The sequence below is a fragment of the Chromobacterium paludis genome, from assembly GCF_008275125.1.
In the GTDB taxonomy this organism is placed as follows: domain Bacteria; phylum Pseudomonadota; class Gammaproteobacteria; order Burkholderiales; family Chromobacteriaceae; genus Chromobacterium; species Chromobacterium paludis.
In genome coordinates this window covers 3,126,447-3,145,935 of sequence record NZ_CP043473.1, presented here as the reverse complement: position 1 = coordinate 3,145,935, position 19,489 = coordinate 3,126,447, and the positions used below count along the sequence as shown (strand labels likewise).

Below are 19,489 nucleotides of genomic sequence, written 5' to 3'. Positions count from 1 at the left end.
CTTGCAATCATGGCGGGTGCGTTTCTAGGTGGTGTGGTGCTGCTGGCGGGCGCGCTGGCCATTGCCATCATCATAACCTACCCCCGCTTGCAAAACCTTGATGTCATCACGGATTACCGCCCGAAAATCCCGCTCCGCGTCTATTCTGCCGACAATCAGCTGCTGGGGGAATTCGGCGAGGAACGGCGTTCGTTCTCGCGCATCCACGAAGTGCCGTTGCTGATGAGGCAGGCGGTGCTGGCTGCGGAGGATGAGCGATTCTACCAGCACAGCGGCATCGACTACCTAGGCATCCTGCGCGCCGCAGTCGGCAACTTGGTGTCCGGCCACACGCGTTCCGGCGCCAGCACCATCACCATGCAGGTGGCGCGCAACTTCTTCCTGTCCAGCGAGAAGACGTACACGCGCAAGTTCAACGAGGCGTTGCTGGCGTTCAAGATTGAACACACGCTGAGCAAGGACCAGATCCTGGAGCTGTATTTCAACCAGATCTATCTGGGCCAGCGCGCCTATGGTTTCGGCGCCGCGGCCCAGGCCTATTACGGCAAATCCTTGAACGAGTTGAGCATTGCGCAGATGGCGATGCTGGCCGGCCTGCCCAAGGCGCCTTCCGCCTATAACCCGGTGGTGAATCCGGAGCGCGCCAAGCTGCGTCAGCAGTACGTGCTGAAGCGCATGCGCGCATTGAACTTCATTACCGAGGATCAATACCAGCAGGCATTGGCCGAGCCGCTGAAACTGGCCAGCCAGGCGGCCGATACCAGCCAGCCTGGCCAGTATGTTGCGGAAATGGTACGCCAGGCGATGTACGAGCGTTACAAGGAATCGGCCTACACGGAAGGCTTCAAGGTGTACACCACCATAGACAGCCGCCATCAGCAGTGGGCCTATGACGCGCTGCGCGCCGGCCTGCTCGATTACGACCGCAAGACCGGCTATCGCGGCCCGGAGAGCTATCTCGACCTGCCCAGCGGCAACGGCGATGACGTGACCGAGGCGCTGGACGAGGCCATGGGCGATCTGCGCGACAGCGGCGACATGGTGCCCGCCATCGTGCTGTCGGCCAGCCCCAGCGAAGTGCAGGCCTATATGCGCGGCGGCAAGATGGCCGTGATCAAGGGGCCGGGTCTGGATTTCGCCCGCCGCGCGCTGAGCGCCAAGGCCTCGTCGCAACTGCAGATCCGCCGCGGCGCGGTGATCCGCGTCCAGGCTAATCCCAAGGGGTATTGGGAAATCGTGCAGATGCCCGAGGTCGAAGGCGCCTTCGTGTCGCTGGATACCCGCACCGGCGCCATCAAGTCGCTGGTGGGGGGGTTCGATTTCAACCGCCGCAGCTTTAACCACGTGACCCAGGCCTGGCGCCAGCCCGGCTCCTCGTTCAAGCCGTTTATCTACTCGGCCGGCATCGAGCGCGGCATTACGCCGTCCACGCTGATCAACGACGCGCCGCTGTCGGTGCCCGGCGTCAACGGTCAGATGTGGGAACCCAAGAACGACGATGGCAAGTTCTCCGGCCTGATCTCGCTGCGCCGCGGCCTGACGCTGTCCAAGAACCTGGTGTCGGTGCGCGTGCTGATGGCCATCGGCACCGATTACGCCCAGCAGTACATCCAGCGCTTTGGCTTCTCGCCCAAGCAGCATCCGGCTTACCTGCCGATGGCGCTGGGCGCGGGTTCGGTGACGCCGCTGCAGATGGCGGAGGGCTACTCGGTGTTCGCCAATGGCGGCTACCGCACCAAGGCTTACTTCATCGACCGCATCGAAGACCAGTCCGGCCGCGTGCTGGCCAAGACTGTGCCCACGGTGGCCGGCCAGAACGCGCAACAGGCCATTGACCCGCGCAACGCCTTCATCATGCGTTCCATGATGGGAGACGTGATTCGTTATGGCACGGGCTTCCGCGCCATGAGCCTGGGCCGCAGCGACCTGTCCGGCAAGACCGGCACCACCTCGGATTGGAAGGACGCCTGGTTTGTCGGCTACAACCCGAACCTGGTGGCGGCCACCTGGGTTGGCTTCGACCAGCCGCGCTCGCTAGGCCGCTACGGCTATGGCGGCACCGCCGCGCTGCCTATCTGGATCAACTACATGGGCAATGCGCTGAAGGGGCAGCCGGAAGTGGAACTGCCGGTGCCCAAGGGTATCGTGGTGAAGCCGGGCGCCGGCCAGCGCGGCGGCGACGAGTACTACTACGAGGAGTTCCAGAAGACCAATCCGGAACTGCACATCGACAACAGCGGCAGCGTGCCAGGCAGCGGCGAGGACGCCAGCGCCCCGGTGGACGACGGCAGCAAGCCGGCGGCGCAGGACGCGGTGGAGAACGTCAAAGACCAGCTGTTCTGATCCGCAGCGTAAGCGCTACCGCCCCGACGGCCTGCGCCGTCGGGGCTTTTTTGCGCCCAACTTGCCGCAGGGCGCATAATTCATTCATTCGACATTTTAGGATGGGCGGCGAAGAATGAAGCTGATCCAGCTGACGGACCTCCACCTGTTTGCCAAGCCGGATGGCCGCTTGATGGGGGTGAACACTTTTGCCGCCTTGCAGGCGGTGCTGGCCGTGGTGAGGCAGCAGGCGGCCGACGCGATCCTGCTCACCGGCGATATCTCGCAAGATGCGTCCGAGGCTTCCTATCGGCGCTGCGCGGAGGCGCTGGCGGACCTGGGCCTGCCCGTGCACTGGATTGCCGGAAACCATGACGATGCCGAGGCCGCCGCGCGCGTGTTCGCACAATACGCCTGCATGCGTCGGCTGGACACGCTGCAGTGCGGAGATTGGACCTTGCTCGGCGTGGATGGCTGCGTGGCGGGCCAGGATGGCGGGCGGATAGACGAGTCCGGCCTGGCCGCGCTGCAGAGCCGCCTCGCCCAGGTCGGACATGGTCTGGCCGCCGTGGTGCTTCACCATCACCCGCTCAAGGTGGGCACGCCGCTATTGGATGGATGCATGCTGGAGACGGGCGAGGCGCTCTGGCAGGCGTTGGTGCGCGCGCCGCGCGCCCGGCTGGCCATCTGCGGCCATGTCCACGGCGATCACAGCATGCTGCGCGATGGCGTGGCGTTGGAGGTGTGCCCAGCCGTTTGCTTCCAGTGGCGCAAGGGCACCTGTGAGGCGGTCATCGACCAGCGGCACGGCTTCCGGCTGTTTGATTTCCAGGTGGATGGCTATGCCGTGGAAACCCTGTTTTTGTGAGCGGCTTGGCGTCAGCCGTGCCGCGGCTTATAGTCAGGTCCACTGACTTTATTCCGCCCGAGTACCAAGGAGTCCGGATGCCCTATTTCAAGCTGACCATCGTCGCCGTTTTCATCCTGTCCACGGCCTATGTCCATCTGCGGGGACGGGTGCGGCTGGGCTTCTGGCGCCAGTTGAGCGACCACTCCACCATCATGGCGCCGATCAACTGCTTCATGTACCTGTTCTCCAAGGTGCCGGCCAAGCCCTACCTGCCGCTGGAGCGCTTCCCGGAGCTGCAGGCGCTGACCGACAACTGGGAAACAATCCGCGAGGAAGCGGCCGCGCTGTACGACCGCGGCAACATCAAGGCCTCGGATAAATACGACGACCTGGGCTTCAACTCCTTTTTCAAGACCGGCTGGAAACGTTTCTATCTCAAGTGGTACGGCCAGGATCACGCTTCGGCGCAGGCGCTGTGCCCGTACACCACCCAGCTGCTGAAGCAGTTTCCCAATATCAAGGCCGCCATGTTCACCGCCTTGCCGCCCGGCAGCCGCCTGGTGCGCCACCGCGACCCGTTTGCCGGCTCCGTGCGCTATCACCTGGGCCTGATCACCCCCAATGACGACGGCTGCTACATCGACGTGGACGGGCAGAAATACAGCTGGCGCGACGGCGAGGCGGTGATCTTCGACGAAACCTATCTGCACTACGCCGAGAACACCACGGACCAGAACCGCATCATCCTGTTCTGCGATATCGAGCGCCCGATGTGGTTTGCCCCGGCGCGCTGGATCAACCGCATCATCAGCCGCGTGCTGGTGGGCGCGGCCAACTCCCCGAATCAGGAAGGCGACCGCACCGGCGGCCTCAACCGCGCCTTCCGCTACATCCAGCAGGTGCGCCTGTTCGGCAAGAAGATCAAGGCGCAGAGTCGCTTCACCTACTACCTGCTCAAATGGCTGCTGCTGGGAGGACCGGTGGTGTTATGGCTGTTCTGGGGCGCGTGGCGCTGAGGCTGCCGCGCTGGATGGCGTCCTACACCGACGAGTGGGATAAGCCGCAAGTGGAGATGACATCCGGCAAGCGCATAAAGCGCAGTGGCTGCGCGGTGAGCGAAGGGACAATAGCGGTCATTGGTTTGTCCTTATCGTTAGATCTGAATATCTGTGGATGCAATCGGATACGCCGATCAGCGAACGCGGTATTTCAGAAATTTCAAATCGAGTTTGGCGGGCTTGTTGTGTGGAATCACCACACAACAACGAAACTTGAAAAGCCGAAAAAACACGGATTGGGCTATTGACGACAGGGCAGGAAATGGAAATTAGCGGGGCAATTCCTGAATAACGGGACTGTGCTGGACCAATACGGACGGCACCGGACACACTCGGCGGCTAATTTAAGCGGGAAGAAATGGAGAAGGGCGGAAACGTCAGTCAGCCAAAACGGCGACTCCATGCATAGACTGCATGAAAACGCATGAATCTTGGCAGGGGGGAAACAGCGCGCCAGGCCATACGATGCGGGCCTGGCGCGGGTTCATGCAGGTGCATGATTAGCGGCACATGAAGCGCGGGGGCGAGGCGGGGCTTCGATAGCGCGCGCTGGGGATTAGAAGAGGCGTTCAAATAATGGTTCTGGGTTTTCATCAGCCTTGAATTGTTCGGGATCGTCAAAGTACATGATGGCTTGGAATGTTTCAGTGGTATCAGCGACGTATAAATCGGCAAGCGAAAAATCAGGGATAGAGTTCGTGTGGAATGGGCTGTAGCGATTTTCATAAAGTAAATGAAATGTTTGAGGCCCCCATTGCGCACATAGAAGAATATGCATTGCAGCCATTGCATTCAGCAGGTTTTTAAGGTTGGCTCTTTCAAACTCTCCTTCTCGATCATGTTTTACTGCATTGTAAGAATCATACCATTCTAAGGACCTTGTTGGATTTGTTTCATTCCAATCTTTAAATGGTGTGAGTACGCCTAAGTGTTCGTAATCTTTTAGATGAACACTCCATTTATCTAGTTTTAGTAGGTCTTTTGTTTTGAAGTAGTGATTTGTTTTGTATCGACTTTCCTTTTTAGAGCTGTTTTCAATTAGTACTGCTTTCCATGATGCTTCAATCTCTGTGCAAGCCAGGATAAGTAGTTCGCGAATTTTGTGACTATATGTGTTTAGGTTGTTGGTGGATGGCTCTATATTTTTAAAAATTTCCCTTAATGATAAAAATAAGCTTTCACTTGCCACTAAAGAGTTAGTATATGCGGATTGGTAGATTCGGTGTGAATGAATCGGGTTGTAGTTTAAGTTGGGGTTCATTGGCCTGAAGATGCCTCTCCAAACTCTTCTAAAGTAACGGCCGCATGATAATTTCGATTTATATATTTTCCTCATGTGCTCGTCATTGATAATTACGCCAAATTTTGTTACTGCTGCATGTTTAATATCATCATCGGTTTTAAGAGGATTGGTCTTGTATTTTTGTATTTTATTGTGGAAGTAGTCAGGATGATATACACAAACTTCATCATGGCTTTCTTTCCAGAAAGCGGCAATTCTATAATGTCCTGGTTCTTGAAGGATGAAGGTTTCTTTCATGGTTTAGTCCTGGTTTTATGTAAAATTAATTGGGCTTGGTCTGCGCATTTAAGAAGTTAGACCACCACCGCATCATTTCAATTCGTTCCTTTATGTATTCAGCCCGATTGTATACCGCGCGTACCTTGTTTGTTTCGATGTGAGATAACTGGCGTTCAATGGCATCAGGATTGAAGCCTTCTTCGTTCAGGATGGTCGATGCTGTGGAGCGGAAGCCGTGGACATCGGCTTTGCCTCGAAAGCCCATGCTGTGAAGTGCGCGGCGCAGGGTTTCCGGCGACATGGGGCGGCGCGGGCTGTTGCGGTTGGGGAAGATGTGTTCGCGGCCGCCGCTGATGGCATGCAGCTGGCGCAGCACGTCCAGGGCTTGTTTGGATAGCGGAACGAGATGGGGCGGGGCTGTCTTTTTGGACTTTTCCGGCAGCTTGCGATGTTCCGGCGGGATGGTCCACAGCGCCTTGTCGAAGTCGATCTCTTCCCACCTGGCTATGGCCATCTCTCCGACGCGGGTGAAGGTCAGCAGCATCAGCTTCATCATCAGCTTGGTTTGCACGTTGCCATCGTATTTCTCAAGCGCTTCCAGAAAGGCGGGGATGTCCTCGCGCATCAGCGCCTTGCGTGGGGTGTATTGCTGGCTTTTGAGGGCGTCGGTCAGCGGCGCGGCCGGGTCGCTGTCGCAACGGCCGGTCAGGATGGCCAGGCGGAAGACGGCGGAGCAGCGTTGCCGCAGGCGCTTGGTAGTATCGATGTTCCCGGCGCTCTCCACCTTGCGCAGCACTTCCAGCAGCTCCAGCGGGCGAATCTCGTGGATTGGCCTGTCCCCGATGTAGGGGACGATGTGGGTCTTCATGGCGGACAAAACGCGCTCGCTATGGGCGGCGGACCATTCGTGGCTTTCCCTTGCATGCCACTCCAGCGCGATGGCTTCAAACTTGTTGGCCGTCGCGGCCTGTTTCAGCATTTTTTCCAGCTTGCGCTGTTCACTTGGGTCCTCGCCATTGGCCAGCCGCCGGCGGGCGTCGTCTCGCTTCTGACGGGCCTCCTTCAGTGTGGTCTCGGGGTAGATGCCCAGGGCTAGGCGTTTTTCCTTGTCATTGAAGCGGTACTTCAGCCGCCAGTATTTGGAGCCATTGGGCATGACTTCCAGGTACATGCCTTTTTCGTCGGATAGGCGAAGCGGCTTGCCATCCTCTCTCGGTTTGGCCGTCTTGCAAGCGGTATCGGTCAGGGGGCATGGAGCTGTTCTCGGGTGCATTTGGGGGCATCAAAAAGTGTCCCCTTTGTCGATGCCCCCAAGTATGCCCCCATGTGCGCCAGGCTTTCAATGGAACTATTTGGACGGTTTCGGACGGCGGTCTCAAACTCCAAGTGCAACACCCTGATAAAGTGTTGCCATGGCCTCACATTACCAACAACTTTGCGCTGAAGAGCGCGCCTGCATCATGCAAATGGCCGCACAAGGTCAAAGCCTCCGCCAGATCGCTAGGCTGCTGCGGCGCGCGCCTAGCTCCATCAGCCGCGAGATTCGTCGTAATTCGATCAATCCCACCGCTTACGACGCCGCCGCCGCCGGTCGTCAAGCCAGGCAGCGACAGCGCCTCCCTCGGCGTTCTCGCAAGCTCCTGCCGCACAACGCCGCCTTCCTGCTGGTGGCTGAACTCCTGCGCCAAGGCTGGTCTCCGCAACAGATCCAGGGCAGACTGCGTGAACATTATCCTGAAGACCCTGCCTACCACGTGTCACACGAAACCATCTATGCCGCCATTTACGCCATGCCTCGCGGCGAGCTGCGCAAAGAACTGATTCGCTGCCTCCGCCAGGGCCAGGATGGCCGACGCAAGCGCAGCCAAGGCGAGGATAGACGCGGCAAGCTGCCTGATATGGTCAGCATTCATGAGCGTCCGCCCGAGGCTGAAGATCGGTTGATCCCAGGCCATTGGGAGGCGGACTTGATCAAAGGGGCTGGCAATCGCTCGGCAGTGGCAACGCTGGTGGAGCGCAGCAGCCGGCTGGTGCTGTTGGCCAAAATGCCGGATGCGAGCGCGGCATCTGCGTTGGAGGCATTAACTCAGATGCTGAATCGAATACCGGAGCCCGCCTTGCGCAAAACACTAACCTACGACCAAGGCAAAGAGATGAGCCGGCACAAAGAGCTGACGGCGCGGACAGGCATTCAAGTCTACTTTGCCGATCCGCACAGCCCCTGGCAGCGTGGCAGCAATGAAAACGCCAACGGCTTAACAGGCCGTTGAAAAACACGTCGATCTTGCCCCAACCCATTTCCGTATGAACAAAAATGGGCGGTTTCAGCGGGCTGAATGCCCATAAATCCGTTCTCTGCCTGAGTTTTCAGGCTGTTTGCCGGTTATCCGGCGATTTTGGGCGCAATACGCCCTATACATGCGATCCGCCCCAGCAACCGGACAGGCTGCCCATGCGGATCAGGTTATATGTCGCAAACGCTAAAAAAGTTTGCCCGGCCAGTTTGGCCCGGCCGATCAGTTTGGTTTTGCGAAGGCCTCCGACGGTTTTCAGCCAGCCGAAGCATTCCTCGATCCGTTTGCGTCGCCGCTGGCTGATCGCGTAACCCTCATGGCGCGTGGTGCGGCTGTCGATGGCGCTGCCGACACGCTTGCGCGCCACGTGCGGCGTGATGCCCAAGTCTCTGCAGCCGTTCACGAAAGCGGGCGTGTCATAGCCCTTGTCCGCGCCGACGGTGCTGCCTTTCTTGGCATTGCGCAGCAACAGGTTCAGCGCTTCGATGTTTTCGGCGTGGCCATTGACCTCGGACACCGAGACGTCCACAACCAGACCGTTGCGGTTCTCGGTCAGGATATGGGCCATATGGCACAAGCGGCTGGCGTCGCCGGCGCTCTTGCGGGCCAGTCGCGCTTCCGGATCGGTTCGCGATTGATGCGTCTGGTTGCTTCGCTTCTCGCCCCGGAAATCGACGTCCGGGTTGCGCCCTGCGGGTGGGGACGTGTCGTCATCCTGGTGAACAAAGCTTTTGTGCGAAGCCCAGGCATCGATCAGCGTGCCGTCGACGCTGAAATGTTCGTCGCTGGTGAGCTTGCCCCACTCGGCCAGGCTGCGTACGCGAATGAAGAAGGCGCGGGCGACGTCTTCGCTAAACAAGCGGTCGCGATTTTGCGAGAAGGTCGAGTGATCCCAGACGCGGGCATCGGCGGAAAGGCCGACGAACCAGCGAAACAGCAGGTTGTAGTCCAGTTGCTCGACCAGCAGCCGCTCGGAGCGGATGGTGTAGAGCACTTGCAGCAGGGAGGCGCGCAGCAGATGTTCAGGCGGAATCGAAGGCCGCCCGACGCGGGAATATAAGCCGTCGAATACCTCATTCATCGAGCCGAGCACCAGGTCGACCATCTGGCGGATCTTGCGCAGCGGGTGATTGGCCGGGATGCGATCTTCCAGCTGGATGTAGCTGAACAGGCTCGTCTGACTGTCGTTGCGGACGCCTCTCATCGGGTGCTTTCGCGGTTCGTTGGATGTTGATGATTATACCAAATGAATGGCTGTTGGTTTTTCAACGGCCTGCTAGCCCTTTATCGAATAATGCGATATAGCGAGCATGAAGACTTTCCGGTTGGTAGCCATTAATTGTGAATCCATGCAATCCGTCACGCTCATATCGTTCGATATGGTAACGTGTTTCATCGGCTATCGTTAGCAGCATATCCGCAGGGGTGGGCAGTTGCTGGCGCATATCCATCATCATGATACGTTCCTTAGTTTCATGAATCTGATTGATGATTTCCGGTTGAGCCTCATCTTCATCTGGGTATCCAGCAATTTCCTCAAAGCTCTTGGCTGTACCTCCTCGTTCTTGGTTAAGGTAAACGGCGCGAGGGTAGAGGCTAGATAGCTGTTTGCATACGGAAGGCAAAATATCGCTGCCAGGTGATAGGGCGTTCTTATATTGATACAGATTGAACAGCAGAGCTGCCAACTGGCTAGATAGCCTTTCCACTTCGCGTAGTTCCTCCTTGACGCGGTGAAAATCATGGTGTCGATCAGAAGCAATGTGCAGGCTGAAAATCCAAGCGTGGGTTAGCAACCAGTTGACATAGTCGTCATCGCTAAACTGTTTGAAGCCATTGGCGGCCTGTCGGCTGTCTGGTTTTCTTTTTAGCAGCGCAAAGAGTTTTGTAGAATTTTCACCAAAAAGCAGATTATGTGATGAGCGCCAATACCAAAAATTCCAGGACTGTAAGCGGGTCTGCAATTCTTCCCAGATCACATCTGGCAGGTAATCTGGCTTGTCTTTATTCAAGACAGCCATAGGTAGCGGGAAATCTTTCTTTTTCTGAAGCATATTGTATTTAAATATTTTTGCTTGGAGGGGTGGCAAAGTGCCACCCCTCTGAATGAACTACAGCCGTTATGGCCACGTGAATACCCAGACCAGCCCGGTCAGCAGCAGCACCGACACGCCACCAATCGTCACGGAGGCCAGCGCCCCGTAGAGCATGAGGGCCAGCTGGAAACCCTCGCGCAGTCCGAAGAACAGCGCGCCGCCCAGCGCCCACGCGGACATATACGCCCAGCCCACGGCTAGGAATAGGCGATCTGCCTTCATCTTATGCCTCGGTCGAGCGTGTGAAGTCTGAAGGTTTCAGCAGCGGCTTTGCCAAGGCGGCTTGCATGCGCGCCAGGATATTGGCTGGGCTGCCGCTGTCTTCAGACGTGTCCCAAAGCACGACAGCCGGGCTTTCGCCATATGCAGTGGGCTGCCCGGCGTCGCTATAGAAAACCTCGTGGATAGAGCGCCAGCAGTGCGGCTCTGCATCACCTTCTGCCAGCGCTTCAAATTCGATCACGCGATAGTCCCATGTAGTCATGCTTAGCCTGCCCGCTGGAAGTTGACTGGCACGACATTGCCGCCTTGCTGCTGAGCAATGTAGCTTGACCACCATTGCATCATGCGGCGGCGTTCTTCCATGTATTCGGCGCGGTTGTAGGCAGCGCGGACCCGGTTTCTTTCGACGTGGGCCAACTGACGCTCGATGGCGTCAGGGTTGAAGCCTTCTTCATTCAGGATGGTGGATGCGGTGGAGCGGAAGCCGTGGACATCGGCCTTGCCCTTGAACCCCATGCGATGCAGTGCCCGCCGTAGCGTCTCAGGGGACATCGGGCGGTTCGGGCTGTTGCGGTTCGGGAAGATGTGCTCTCGTCCGCCGCTGATGGCTTGCAACTCGCGCAGGATGGCAAGCGCGTGGTCTGAAAGCGGCACAAGGTGCGGCGCTGCGGTTTTTTTGGATATCTCGGTCAGCTTGCGGTGTTCGGGCGGGATGGTCCACAACTTGGCGTCAAAGTCGATTTCTTCCCACCTGGCCATGCTCATTTCCCCTACGCGGGTGAAGGTGTGAAGCATCAGCTCCATCATCAGCTTGGTTTGCCTGTTGGAATCCATTTCCTTGAGCGCATGCAAAAACCCCGGCAGTTCATCACGGTTGAGGGCTTTGCGATGCTCCACTTGTGGCGTTTTCAGCGCGTCCACCAGCGGCGCGGCCGGATCGCTGTCGCAACGGCCTGTCAGGATGGCGAGCTTAAAGATAGATGAGCAGCGCTGACGCAGGCGCTTGCAGGTGTCGAGGTTCCCGGCCTTTTCAACGCGGCGCAGAACTTCCAGCAGCTCAAGCGGCTTGATGTCGTTGATGGGCGTTGCGCCGATGTAGGGGAAAATGTGCAGCTCCAGCGAGGTCATCACCCGTTCGGCGTGTTGCTCGCTCCATTCATGGCGTTCTTTGGCGTGCCACTCTTCGGCAATCGCCCCGAAGGTGTTGGCTGCTGACAGCTTGGCGGCGAGCTTTTCAGATTTTCGCTGTGCTGCTGGGTTGATGCCTTCGGATAGTTGCTTACGTGCTTCGCCTGCTTTGTTGCGTGCTTCGGCCAGGCCGACATCAGGGTATTTGCCCAGGGCAAGAACGGCGGCTTTGCCATTGAAGCGGAAACGATAGCGCCACAGTTTGCCGCCGGACGGAGTGACTTCCAGAAACAGGCTGCTCCCGTCAGATAGCTGATAGGTTTTCTCTTGTGGCTTGGCTTGCCGGATGGAGATGTCGGTTAGCGCCATGTGTATAGATTCCCGTGTATAGATTTGCGCCGTTAGTCGGGCGGGGTGCGCCCGCTCAGCGCTTATTTTTGGGCCTGAAGTCCTGCTATCAGGCGTTGGGCGAAGGTGCGGCTAGCTCGTCACTAGTGACGACAAGGCGGCGTCACCAGGGTGTAAGACAGGAAAGCCTTTGCAAATCAAGGATGTCACTATGTCACTAGCGTCACTATGCGAATTCAGCGGGGTGGCTGGCGCGGCCTTGGCGACGGTGTTTTCACGACGCCGGGGCCAGTGTTGGGCTGGCAACCTTCATACATTTTTCTAACCAGAGTATGAATTGCAAAAGGTGCTAGGGACGGTGTGTATAGATTTTATCGAGGGTTTCGCTCATATGCACGAATCTATACACAAAAAATGTAGATGTTACTGGATGCTCTTGGACGGCTTTGGACGTAAAAAAACCCGCAAAGCCTTATTTGGCGCGGGTTTGTGGGCTTTCTCGGACTGCTTTGGAAGTGTGGGTGGCGCCCCCGACAGGAATCGAACCTGTAACTGCCCCTTAGGAGGGGGCCGTTATATCCATTTAACTACGGAGACGCTTGGGAAACTGAGGCGCGCTTAGGCGCTGCGGTCCACAGACAGGCGGGCCAGCTCAATCAGGGCCTGGCGGGTTTCCGACTCGGGAATGTTCTGCAAGGAGGCAATGGCCAGATCGGCCATTTTCACGGCTTCGCTCTTGGCATATTCCAGCGCGCCGCAGGATTGTACTGCATTCAGCACATCGTGGAAACGGTCGCGGTTGGCGTTTTCCAGCGCGTCGCGGACCAGGGCGGAGGCTTCCGGGCCGCCTTGGCGCATGGCGTAGATCAGCGGCAGGGTGGGTTTGCCTTCGGCCAGGTCGTCGCCCAGGCTCTTGCCTATGGTGTCGGCGTCGCCGCTGTAGTCCAGCACGTCGTCGATGATCTGGAAGGCGGTGCCCAGGTACATGCCGTAGTCCGCCATGGCCTTGACCTGTTCCGGCGCGGCGCCGGAGATCAGCGCGCCGACGCGGGCGGCGGCTTCGAACAGCTTGGCGGTTTTGTACTGGATGACTTTGAGGTATTCATCCTCGCTGACGTCGGTGTTGCCTATGTTCAGCAGTTGCAGCACTTCGCCTTCGGCGATGATGTTGGTGGCCTCGGCCATCACTTCCAGGATGTCCATGCTGCGCGTGGTCACCATCATCTGGAAGGCGCGGGTGTAAAGGAAGTCGCCCACCAGCACGCTGGCGGCGTTGCCGAACAGCGCATTGGCGGTCTTGCGGCCGCGGCGCAGGTCGGACTCGTCCACCACGTCGTCGTGCAGCAGCGTGGCGGTGTGAATGAACTCTATCATCGCCGCGAGCTCGAACAGGTGCTCGCCCCGGTAGCCCAGCGCGCGGCCCGACAGCAGGGTCAACACCGGACGCAGGCGCTTGCCGCCGGCGCTAATGATGTATTCCGCCACTTGGCGGATCAGGACGACGTCGGAATGCAGGCGGTCGCGGATGACGCGGTCTACCGTCTGCATGTCATCGGCTATCAGGGTGCGGAAAAGCGGGGTGGACACGTTTTCAACCAGTTTAATCGTTGCGATGGGTACGCCAAAGAGCCGAATCTTACCAGAAAAGCCCGCGCAGCCGCCATGCCGCCGTGTTCGCGGCTTAAGTCGATGAAATTATTGACAAGTTGAGGGCGGGCACGTATAGTCTCGCGTTCCCTTGCGCATCAGGTGCGGGGATTCAATATTCAGGAGCTCATGCGAATGTATGCGGTCATAAAAACCGGCGGCAAGCAGTACAAAGTTGCCATCGGTGAAAAACTTAAAGTAGAACAGATACCTGCAGACATCGACAGCCAGATCGTACTTGAAGAAGTGCTGATGATTGCTGACGGTGAACAGGTTGTTGTAGGCGCCCCGCTGGTAGCCGGTGCCACCGTCAAGGCTACCGTAGTTGCCCACGGTCGTGGCGACAAGATCCGCATCTTCAAGATGCGTCGTCGTAAGCACTACCAGAAGCACCAGGGTCATCGTCAGAACTTCACCGAAATCCGCATCGACGCGATTTCGAAGTAAGGATACACAGTCATGGCACACAAAAAAGCAGGCGGTAGCTCCCGCAACGGTCGTGACTCCGAAGCCAAACGCTTGGGCGTTAAGGTTTACGGCAGCGAACTGATTCCGGCAGGTTCCATCATCGTGCGTCAGCGCGGCACCAAGTTCCACGCTGGCGAAAACGTCGGCCAGGGCAAGGACCACACCCTGTACGCCAAGGTTGACGGCTACGTTGAATTCACCGTTAAGGGCGCGCAACAGCGCAAGACCGTTAACGTGGTTCCGTACACCGGTGTAGACGGCGAATAATTCGCTTTCTGACAACCGAGAAAGCCCTATCCTTCCGATAGGGCTTTTTTCATACCCGAGGGGCAAGGCGTGAGGGCTGGCATGGCCAACCCTGACGCCTGACTCCTCGCCAGACAGAGGTTGAGTGCAATGAAATTCATCGATGAAGCCCGGATTGAAGTGATGGCCGGGCGCGGCGGCAACGGCGTGGCCAGTTTCCGCCGCGAAAAATTCGTTCCCTTCGGCGGCCCGGATGGCGGCGACGGCGGCAAGGGCGGCAGCGTGTACGCGGTGGCCGACGAGAACGTCAATACCTTGGTTGAATACCGCTTCGTCAAAAAATACCTGGCGCAACACGGCGAGCGCGGCCGCGGCGCCGATTGCTACGGCAAGGGCGGCGACGACATCGAGCTGAAAATGCCGGTGGGCACCGTGATCCACGACGCAGATACCGGCGAGCTGGTGGCGGACCTCACCCATCACGGCCAACGCATCATGATTGCCAAGGGCGGCAAGGGCGGCCTGGGCAATATCCACTTCAAATCCTCCACCAACCGCGCGCCGCGCCAGTGCACGCCGGGCGAGCAGGGCGAACAGCGCACGCTGCGCCTGGAGCTGAAGGTGTTGGCCGATGTGGGCCTGTTGGGCATGCCCAATGCGGGCAAGTCCACCTTCATCCGCTCGGTGTCCGCCGCGCGCCCCAAGGTGGCCGACTATCCGTTCACCACGCTGCATCCCAATCTGGGCGTGGTGCGGATGGACGATACCCGTAGCTTTGTCGTCGCCGATATTCCGGGGCTGATCGAGGGCGCGGCCGAAGGCGCGGGCCTGGGCCACCGCTTCCTGAAGCACCTGCAGCGTACCGGCTTGTTGCTGCACGTGGTGGACATCGCGCCGTTCGATACCAATGTGGATCCGGTGCGCGAGGCGCGCGCCATCGTAGAGGAATTGAAGAAGTACGACGAAGAGCTGTACAGCAAGCCGCGCTGGCTGGTGCTGAACAAGGTGGACATGCTGCCGGAAGACGAGCGCGAGCTGACCGTTTCGGCCTTCCTCAATGCTTACGGCTGGCCGCAGACGCAGCCGGACGATTCCTTCGGCTTCGATATCAAGGCGCCGCGCGTGTTCACCATCTCCGCGCTGAACCATGAAGGCACCCGCGAGCTGACCTTCGCCATCATGTCTTATCTGGACGTGGTGCGCGCCCAGGCGCGCAAGGAGGCCGAGGCGCTGCAGCAGCAGGCCGCGGCGGCCAAGCAGAAGCTGATTGCCCCGGAAGCGCCGGCGGTGGGTGGAGATGACGCGTAACGATATCGTCATCAAATTGTGATAAGGAACGGGCTGGGGCATATCCAGCCCGTTTTTTTATTCATCTTGGGCAAAATTCATGGTTTTGGCCGTTTTTTGCTCATTTCTGTCGCAATCCTGTACACCAATTTTCAGACTCGCCGTTACTCATCAAGTGATTGGATTGGATGTTGTATTTTGTCCTCAGGCAAAAAAGCCACGCCGGACGCGATTGGCAGCGCTGGCATGGCATGGATTCTGCTACCCGTGGCGTCATATGGCGTGGAAATGATTCTGGCATGGCAAGAAAAACCAGCTTGCTAGACAAATTGCTCTAACCATATAACATGGTTCTGCCAGCGTCCTTGCCGGGCGCGGCCGGAATCATGAGCAGTTTGCAGTGCCGTTCCGGGCGCGGGGGCGTCTGGGAGACAAAAGACTGGCGCTTGCGCCGGACAACCAAACAAAGAGTTTGCAAGGCTTTGATGAGGAGAATCGCATGAAGAAGGCAGTCGCTGCGCTGGCCATGGGCCTGATGGCCGTATCCGTGGGCGCTTACGCCAAGGATTGGAAGGAAGTTCGTTTTGGCGTGGACGCCAGTTACGCGCCGTTTGAATACAAGGCGCCTAGCGGCCAGGTGGTGGGCTTCGACATCGACCTGGGCAACGAGATCTGCAAGCGCATGAAGGCCAAGTGCGTATGGGTGGAAAACGACTTCGACGGCATGATCCCGGCGTTGAAGGCCAAGAAGTTCGACGGCGTGCTGTCGTCCATGTCCATGACCGAGGCGCGCATGAAGGAAATCGCCTTCTCCGCCAAGCTGTTCAACACCCCGACCCGCATGGTGGCCAAGGTGGGTTCCGGCCTGATGCCGACTCCGGCTTCGCTGAAGGGCAAGCGCGTGGGCGTGGAGCAGGGCACCATCCAGGAAGCCTACGCCAAGAAGCACTGGGCGCCGGCCGGCGTGGAAGTGGTGCCGTATCAGAACCAAACCCTGGTGCTGGCCGACTTGACCGCGGGCCGTCTGGACGCCTCGCTGCAAGACGCGGTGCAGGCCGACGAAGGCTTCCTGAAAAAGCCTGAGGGCAAGGGCTTCGCCTTCGCCGGCAAGGACCTGGTCGATCCGCAAACGCTGGGTGAAGGCGCCGGCATCGGCCTGCGCAAGGAAGACACCGACCTGAAGGCCGCCATCGACAAAGCCATCGCCGGCATGTTGAAGGACGGCACTTACAAGAAGATCGAGAAAAAATACTTCTCCTTCGACGTGTACGGCGGCTGATGCCGCCAGCGGGCGGCCTGGCCGTCCGCTTGATGTCGTGATGCGCCCCGCCTCGCGGGGCGTATTGATCTGAACGGCTGTTTTTCATTCGGCAATATAAGCTGAAGAACGCGGCCGCTCGATAAGGGGAGCACAATGTTTTTGCAAGGATTCGGTCCCATCATTTGGCAGGGGACCCTGGTGACGCTGGAGCTGTCGGTGCTGTCGCTGCTGCTGGCCTTCGCCATCGGCCTGGTCGGCGCCGGCGCCAAGCTGTCGCACAACCCGCTGCTGGGCGGCGTCTCCACCGTATACACCACTCTGGTGCGCGGCGTGCCCGATCTGGTGCTGATGCTGCTGATCTTCTACAGCCTGCAGATCGGCATGAACAAGATCACCGATGCGCTGGGCATGGACCAGATCAATCTCGATCCGTTTGTGTCCGGCGTGGTCACGCTGGGCTTCATTTACGGCGCGTATTTCACCGAAACGCTGCGCGGCGCCTTCCTGTCCGTGCCCAAGGGGCAGATCGAGGCCGGCATCGCCTATGGCATGACGGGCTGGCAGGTGTTCCACCGCGTGCAGTTCCCGCAGATGATGCGTTTCGCGCTGCCCGGCATTTCCAATAACTGGCAGGTGATGCTGAAGGCTACCGCCCTGGTGTCCATCATCGGTCTGGCCGACGTGGTCAAGGCATCGGTGGATGCGGGCAAGAGCACGTACAAAGTCTTCTTCTTCACGCTGGTGGCCGGGGCGATCTATCTGCTGCTGACCACGTTGTCCAATTTCGTGCTGATGTGGCTGGAGCGCCGCTATTCCTTGGGCGTGCGGGAGGCTGACCTATGATAGACATCATCCAGCAATACTGGCGGCCCTTCCTGTGGAGCGACGGCTACCACCTGTCCGGCCTGGCTGTTACCATGTGGCTGTTGGTGCTATCCATCGGCTTTGGCTTTGTCGTGTCCATCCCTCTGGCGGTGGCGCGCGTGTCCAAGGTCAAATGGCTGGCGCGCGCGGTGTGGCTGTACACCTATGTGTTCCGCGGCACGCCGCTCTATGTGCAGCTGCTGTTCTTCTACAGCGGCATGTACAGCCTGGACGTGGTGCGCGAGGTGGGCTTCCTGAACCACTTCTTCCGCGAAGGCTATAACTGCACCATTCTGGCGTTCGCGCTCAATACCTGCGCCTACACCACGGAAATCTTCGCCGGCGCCATCAAGGCCACGCCGTATGGCGAGATCGAGGCGGGCCGCGCGTACGGCATGAGCAAGTTCACGCTGTATCGCCGGGTCATCATCCCGTCGGCCCTGCGCCGCGCGCTGCCGGCGTACAGCAATGAAGTGATCCTGATGCTGCACGCCACCACCGTGGCCTTTACCGCCACCGTGCCGGACATTTTGAAGGTCGCGCGCGACGTCAACGCCGCCACGTATGACTCCTTCAATGCCTTCGGCCTGGCCGCCTTGCTGTATCTGAGCATCACCTTTATTCTGGTCGGCCTGTTCCGCAAGGCCGAAGCGCGCTGGCTCGCTTACCTGCGCCCGACCAAGAGTTGAGAAAGACTGGGGATTTATCTAGATGGACAAGCTGAACATCAGCAATATTCACAAGAGCTACGGCGACCACGAAGTTCTGAAGGGCATCTCGCTGAAGGCCAAGGCCGGCGACGTGATCAGCATCATCGGTTCGTCCGGCTCCGGCAAGAGCACCTTTCTGCGCTGCATCAACTTCCTGGAGAAGCCGAACGAGGGCAGCATCGCCCTGAACGGCGAAGAAATCCGCCTGACGCGCAACAAGCAGGGCGAGCTGGTGCCGGCGGACCAAAAGCAGCTGCAAACCATGCGCACCCGGCTGGCCATGGTGTTCCAGCACTTCAATCTGTGGGGCCACATGACGGTGCTGGAAAACGTCATCGAGGCGCCGGTGCACGTGCTGGGCATCGCCCGCGAGGAAGCCATCGCCCGCGCCAAGAAATACCTGGCCAAGGTGGGCCTGGACGAGCGCGCCCAGGCCAAATATCCGGCTCACTTGTCCGGCGGCCAGCAACAGCGCGTGGCCATCGCCCGCGCGCTGGCGATGGAGCCGGAAGTGATGCTGTTCGACGAGCCGACCTCGGCGCTGGACCCGGAACTGGTGGGCGAAGTGCTGAAGGTGATGCAGGCGCTGGCCGAAGAAGGCCGCACCATGATCGTGGTGACGCACGAGATGGGTTTCGCCCGCAATGTGTCCAACCACGTGATGTTCCTGCACCAAGGTCGGGTGGAAGAAGAAGGCCACCCGGACGAGGTGTTCGGCAACACCAAGAGCGAGCGGCTCAAGGCCTTCCTGTCCGGCAGCCTGAAGTAAGCGCATCCCTGCCAAGGGGGAGCAACCCGCCGGAGCGGTCAGCCGGCGGGTTTGTTTTTTGAGGGGAGGGGCGCCCGCCGCTGTGGATACATTCAGGGTTTGTCCATTTCTGTGGATAAGTGGGCGGGCGGCGTTTATTGCTCGCTAGGCCGCGAGCGGAACAGCGCCCACTCCTCTACCTCACGGCCATCGGGCAGTTGGCATAGCGCGTACGCATTGCCGGCGGCGTCCTTCTGCGGCAGCAGCTTGCCGCCTTGCCGCACGCAGTAGACCGAGGCCGGATTGGCCATGCCTATTGGGCGAGAGGAAGAGGGCGGCTGGGCGCAGGCGGCTAGGGTCAGCGTCAGGACCGGGAGCAGGGTGCGGATGGTTTGCATGCGGGTTTCCTGGTGCGGCC

General features: G+C 59.0%; 20 protein-coding genes, 1 tRNA gene and 2 pseudogenes. 12 read left to right on the top strand and 11 right to left on the bottom strand.

Going from position 1 to position 19,489, the window contains the following annotated elements:
• Positions 1-9: 9 nt before the first annotated feature.
• The 4 genes from FYK34_RS14845 (at position 10) to FYK34_RS20525 (ending at position 4,478) form a co-directional block, all read left to right on the top strand.
• Positions 10-2,343 (top strand): penicillin-binding protein 1A, encoded by a 2,334-nt coding sequence (locus FYK34_RS14845; protein ID WP_231137272.1) that lies wholly within the window; start codon positions 10-12, stop codon positions 2,341-2,343.
• Between the two features lie 115 nt (positions 2,344-2,458).
• On the top strand, positions 2,459-3,190 hold the full coding sequence (locus tag FYK34_RS14840) for a metallophosphoesterase (RefSeq protein WP_149297694.1): 732 nt from the start codon (positions 2,459-2,461) through the stop codon (positions 3,188-3,190).
• 77 nt (positions 3,191-3,267) lie between these two features.
• Positions 3,268-4,188 (top strand): lipid A hydroxylase LpxO, encoded by a 921-nt coding sequence (gene lpxO, locus FYK34_RS14835; RefSeq protein WP_149297692.1) that lies wholly within the window; start codon positions 3,268-3,270, stop codon positions 4,186-4,188.
• Positions 4,161-4,478: a hypothetical protein gene (locus FYK34_RS20525; RefSeq protein WP_168209758.1), complete on the top strand. Its 318-nt coding sequence runs from the start codon at positions 4,161-4,163 to the stop codon at positions 4,476-4,478. The genes lpxO and FYK34_RS20525 overlap by 28 nt, the downstream gene beginning before the upstream one ends.
• A 308-nt stretch (positions 4,479-4,786) precedes the next feature.
• Here the strand turns inward: FYK34_RS20525 and FYK34_RS14825 are convergent, their stop codons facing one another.
• From FYK34_RS14825 to FYK34_RS21210, 3 genes and pseudogenes are all read right to left on the bottom strand, one after another.
• Positions 4,787-5,770: a hypothetical protein gene (locus tag FYK34_RS14825; protein WP_149297690.1), complete on the bottom strand. Its 984-nt coding sequence runs from the start codon at positions 5,768-5,770 to the stop codon at positions 4,787-4,789.
• Between the two features lie 25 nt (positions 5,771-5,795).
• Positions 5,796-6,731 (bottom strand): tyrosine-type recombinase/integrase, encoded by a 936-nt coding sequence (locus FYK34_RS14820; RefSeq protein ID WP_231137271.1) that lies wholly within the window; start codon positions 6,729-6,731, stop codon positions 5,796-5,798.
• 18 nt (positions 6,732-6,749) lie between these two features.
• A pseudogene (locus FYK34_RS21210) lies at positions 6,750-7,025 on the bottom strand (Arm DNA-binding domain-containing protein); the annotation flags it as partial.
• A gap of 139 nt (positions 7,026-7,164) precedes the next feature.
• Between FYK34_RS21210 and FYK34_RS14815 the strand changes: the two are divergent.
• Positions 7,165-8,010 (top strand): annotated as a pseudogene (locus FYK34_RS14815) (IS30 family transposase); the annotation flags it as partial.
• A gap of 154 nt (positions 8,011-8,164) precedes the next feature.
• Here FYK34_RS14815 and FYK34_RS14810 read toward each other — a convergent pair.
• The 7 genes from FYK34_RS14810 to ispB form a co-directional block, all read right to left on the bottom strand.
• Complete coding sequence (locus tag FYK34_RS14810; RefSeq protein ID WP_149297683.1) at positions 8,165-9,250, bottom strand: IS5 family transposase; 1,086 nt, start codon at positions 9,248-9,250, stop codon at positions 8,165-8,167.
• A gap of 61 nt (positions 9,251-9,311) precedes the next feature.
• A complete protein-coding gene (locus FYK34_RS14805) occupies positions 9,312-10,100 on the bottom strand; it encodes a hypothetical protein (protein WP_149297681.1) in 789 nt (262 codons plus the stop codon).
• Positions 10,101-10,166: 66 nt separating this feature from the next.
• Entirely contained in the window at positions 10,167-10,364 is a 198-nt protein-coding gene (locus FYK34_RS14800) for a hypothetical protein (protein WP_149297679.1), read from the bottom strand.
• 1 nt (position 10,365) lies between these two features.
• Positions 10,366-10,626 (bottom strand): hypothetical protein, encoded by a 261-nt coding sequence (locus FYK34_RS14795; RefSeq protein ID WP_149297677.1) that lies wholly within the window; start codon positions 10,624-10,626, stop codon positions 10,366-10,368.
• 2 nt (positions 10,627-10,628) lie between these two features.
• Positions 10,629-11,861 carry a tyrosine-type recombinase/integrase gene (locus tag FYK34_RS14790; RefSeq protein ID WP_149297675.1) on the bottom strand — a complete coding sequence of 411 codons (1,233 nt, stop codon included), beginning with the start codon at positions 11,859-11,861 and terminating at the stop codon, positions 10,629-10,631.
• Between the two features lie 501 nt (positions 11,862-12,362).
• Positions 12,363-12,437: transfer RNA gene (locus tag FYK34_RS14785), tRNA-Arg, on the bottom strand.
• Between the two features lie 21 nt (positions 12,438-12,458).
• The gene (gene ispB, locus FYK34_RS14780; RefSeq protein ID WP_149297673.1) at positions 12,459-13,439 is read right to left on the bottom strand and encodes an octaprenyl diphosphate synthase; all 981 of its coding nucleotides are present in this window, start codon (positions 13,437-13,439) and stop codon (positions 12,459-12,461) included.
• 183 nt (positions 13,440-13,622) lie between these two features.
• Here ispB and rplU point away from each other — a divergent pair, with 183 nt between their 5' ends.
• From rplU to hisP, 7 genes are all read left to right on the top strand, one after another.
• Positions 13,623-13,934, top strand: coding sequence for a 50S ribosomal protein L21 (rplU, locus tag FYK34_RS14775; protein WP_043621130.1), 312 nt, complete (start codon positions 13,623-13,625; stop codon positions 13,932-13,934).
• Between the two features lie 12 nt (positions 13,935-13,946).
• Positions 13,947-14,222 carry a 50S ribosomal protein L27 gene (rpmA, locus tag FYK34_RS14770; protein WP_149297671.1) on the top strand — a complete coding sequence of 92 codons (276 nt, stop codon included), beginning with the start codon at positions 13,947-13,949 and terminating at the stop codon, positions 14,220-14,222.
• Between the two features lie 129 nt (positions 14,223-14,351).
• Entirely contained in the window at positions 14,352-15,509 is a 1,158-nt protein-coding gene (obgE, locus tag FYK34_RS14765) for a GTPase ObgE (protein WP_149297669.1), read from the top strand.
• Between the two features lie 478 nt (positions 15,510-15,987).
• On the top strand, positions 15,988-16,767 hold the full coding sequence (locus FYK34_RS14760; RefSeq protein ID WP_149297667.1) for an ABC transporter substrate-binding protein: 780 nt from the start codon (positions 15,988-15,990) through the stop codon (positions 16,765-16,767).
• Between the two features lie 135 nt (positions 16,768-16,902).
• A complete protein-coding gene (locus FYK34_RS14755; protein WP_149297665.1) occupies positions 16,903-17,592 on the top strand; it encodes an ABC transporter permease in 690 nt (229 codons plus the stop codon).
• Complete coding sequence (locus FYK34_RS14750; protein WP_149297663.1) at positions 17,589-18,302, top strand: ABC transporter permease; 714 nt, start codon at positions 17,589-17,591, stop codon at positions 18,300-18,302. Before FYK34_RS14755 ends, FYK34_RS14750 begins: the two co-directional genes overlap by 4 nt.
• A 22-nt stretch (positions 18,303-18,324) precedes the next feature.
• A complete protein-coding gene (gene hisP / locus FYK34_RS14745; RefSeq protein WP_149297661.1) occupies positions 18,325-19,092 on the top strand; it encodes a histidine ABC transporter ATP-binding protein HisP in 768 nt (255 codons plus the stop codon).
• Between the two features lie 134 nt (positions 19,093-19,226).
• Here hisP and FYK34_RS14740 read toward each other — a convergent pair whose 3' ends face one another.
• Positions 19,227-19,469 (bottom strand): putative hemolysin, encoded by a 243-nt coding sequence (locus FYK34_RS14740; RefSeq protein WP_149297659.1) that lies wholly within the window; start codon positions 19,467-19,469, stop codon positions 19,227-19,229.
• Positions 19,470-19,489: the final 20 nt, after the last annotated feature.

Excerpts from the sequence above, each read along its gene's own strand:
- FYK34_RS14845 (WP_231137272.1), top strand. The coding sequence starts at position 10 with ATGGCGGGTGCGTTTCTAGGTGGTGTGGTGCTGCTGGCGGGCGCGCTG.
- FYK34_RS14840 (WP_149297694.1), top strand. The coding sequence starts at position 2,459 with ATGAAGCTGATCCAGCTGACGGACCTCCACCTGTTTGCCAAGCCGGAT.
- lpxO (WP_149297692.1), top strand. The coding sequence starts at position 3,268 with ATGCCCTATTTCAAGCTGACCATCGTCGCCGTTTTCATCCTGTCCACG.
- FYK34_RS20525 (WP_168209758.1), top strand. The coding sequence starts at position 4,161 with ATGGCTGTTCTGGGGCGCGTGGCGCTGAGGCTGCCGCGCTGGATGGCG.
- FYK34_RS14825 (WP_149297690.1), bottom strand. The coding sequence starts at position 5,770 with ATGAAAGAAACCTTCATCCTTCAAGAACCAGGACATTATAGAATTGCC.
- FYK34_RS14820 (WP_231137271.1), bottom strand. The coding sequence starts at position 6,731 with ATGCTGAAACAGGCCGCGACGGCCAACAAGTTTGAAGCCATCGCGCTG.
- FYK34_RS14810 (WP_149297683.1), bottom strand. The coding sequence starts at position 9,250 with ATGAGAGGCGTCCGCAACGACAGTCAGACGAGCCTGTTCAGCTACATC.
- FYK34_RS14805 (WP_149297681.1), bottom strand. The coding sequence starts at position 10,100 with ATGCTTCAGAAAAAGAAAGATTTCCCGCTACCTATGGCTGTCTTGAAT.
- FYK34_RS14800 (WP_149297679.1), bottom strand. The coding sequence starts at position 10,364 with ATGAAGGCAGATCGCCTATTCCTAGCCGTGGGCTGGGCGTATATGTCC.
- FYK34_RS14795 (WP_149297677.1), bottom strand. The coding sequence starts at position 10,626 with ATGACTACATGGGACTATCGCGTGATCGAATTTGAAGCGCTGGCAGAA.
- FYK34_RS14790 (WP_149297675.1), bottom strand. The coding sequence starts at position 11,861 with ATGGCGCTAACCGACATCTCCATCCGGCAAGCCAAGCCACAAGAGAAA.
- rplU (WP_043621130.1), top strand. The coding sequence starts at position 13,623 with ATGTATGCGGTCATAAAAACCGGCGGCAAGCAGTACAAAGTTGCCATC.
- rpmA (WP_149297671.1), top strand. The coding sequence starts at position 13,947 with ATGGCACACAAAAAAGCAGGCGGTAGCTCCCGCAACGGTCGTGACTCC.
- obgE (WP_149297669.1), top strand. The coding sequence starts at position 14,352 with ATGAAATTCATCGATGAAGCCCGGATTGAAGTGATGGCCGGGCGCGGC.
- FYK34_RS14760 (WP_149297667.1), top strand. The coding sequence starts at position 15,988 with ATGAAGAAGGCAGTCGCTGCGCTGGCCATGGGCCTGATGGCCGTATCC.
- FYK34_RS14755 (WP_149297665.1), top strand. The coding sequence starts at position 16,903 with ATGTTTTTGCAAGGATTCGGTCCCATCATTTGGCAGGGGACCCTGGTG.
- FYK34_RS14750 (WP_149297663.1), top strand. The coding sequence starts at position 17,589 with ATGATAGACATCATCCAGCAATACTGGCGGCCCTTCCTGTGGAGCGAC.
- hisP (WP_149297661.1), top strand. The coding sequence starts at position 18,325 with ATGGACAAGCTGAACATCAGCAATATTCACAAGAGCTACGGCGACCAC.
- FYK34_RS14740 (WP_149297659.1), bottom strand. The coding sequence starts at position 19,469 with ATGCAAACCATCCGCACCCTGCTCCCGGTCCTGACGCTGACCCTAGCC.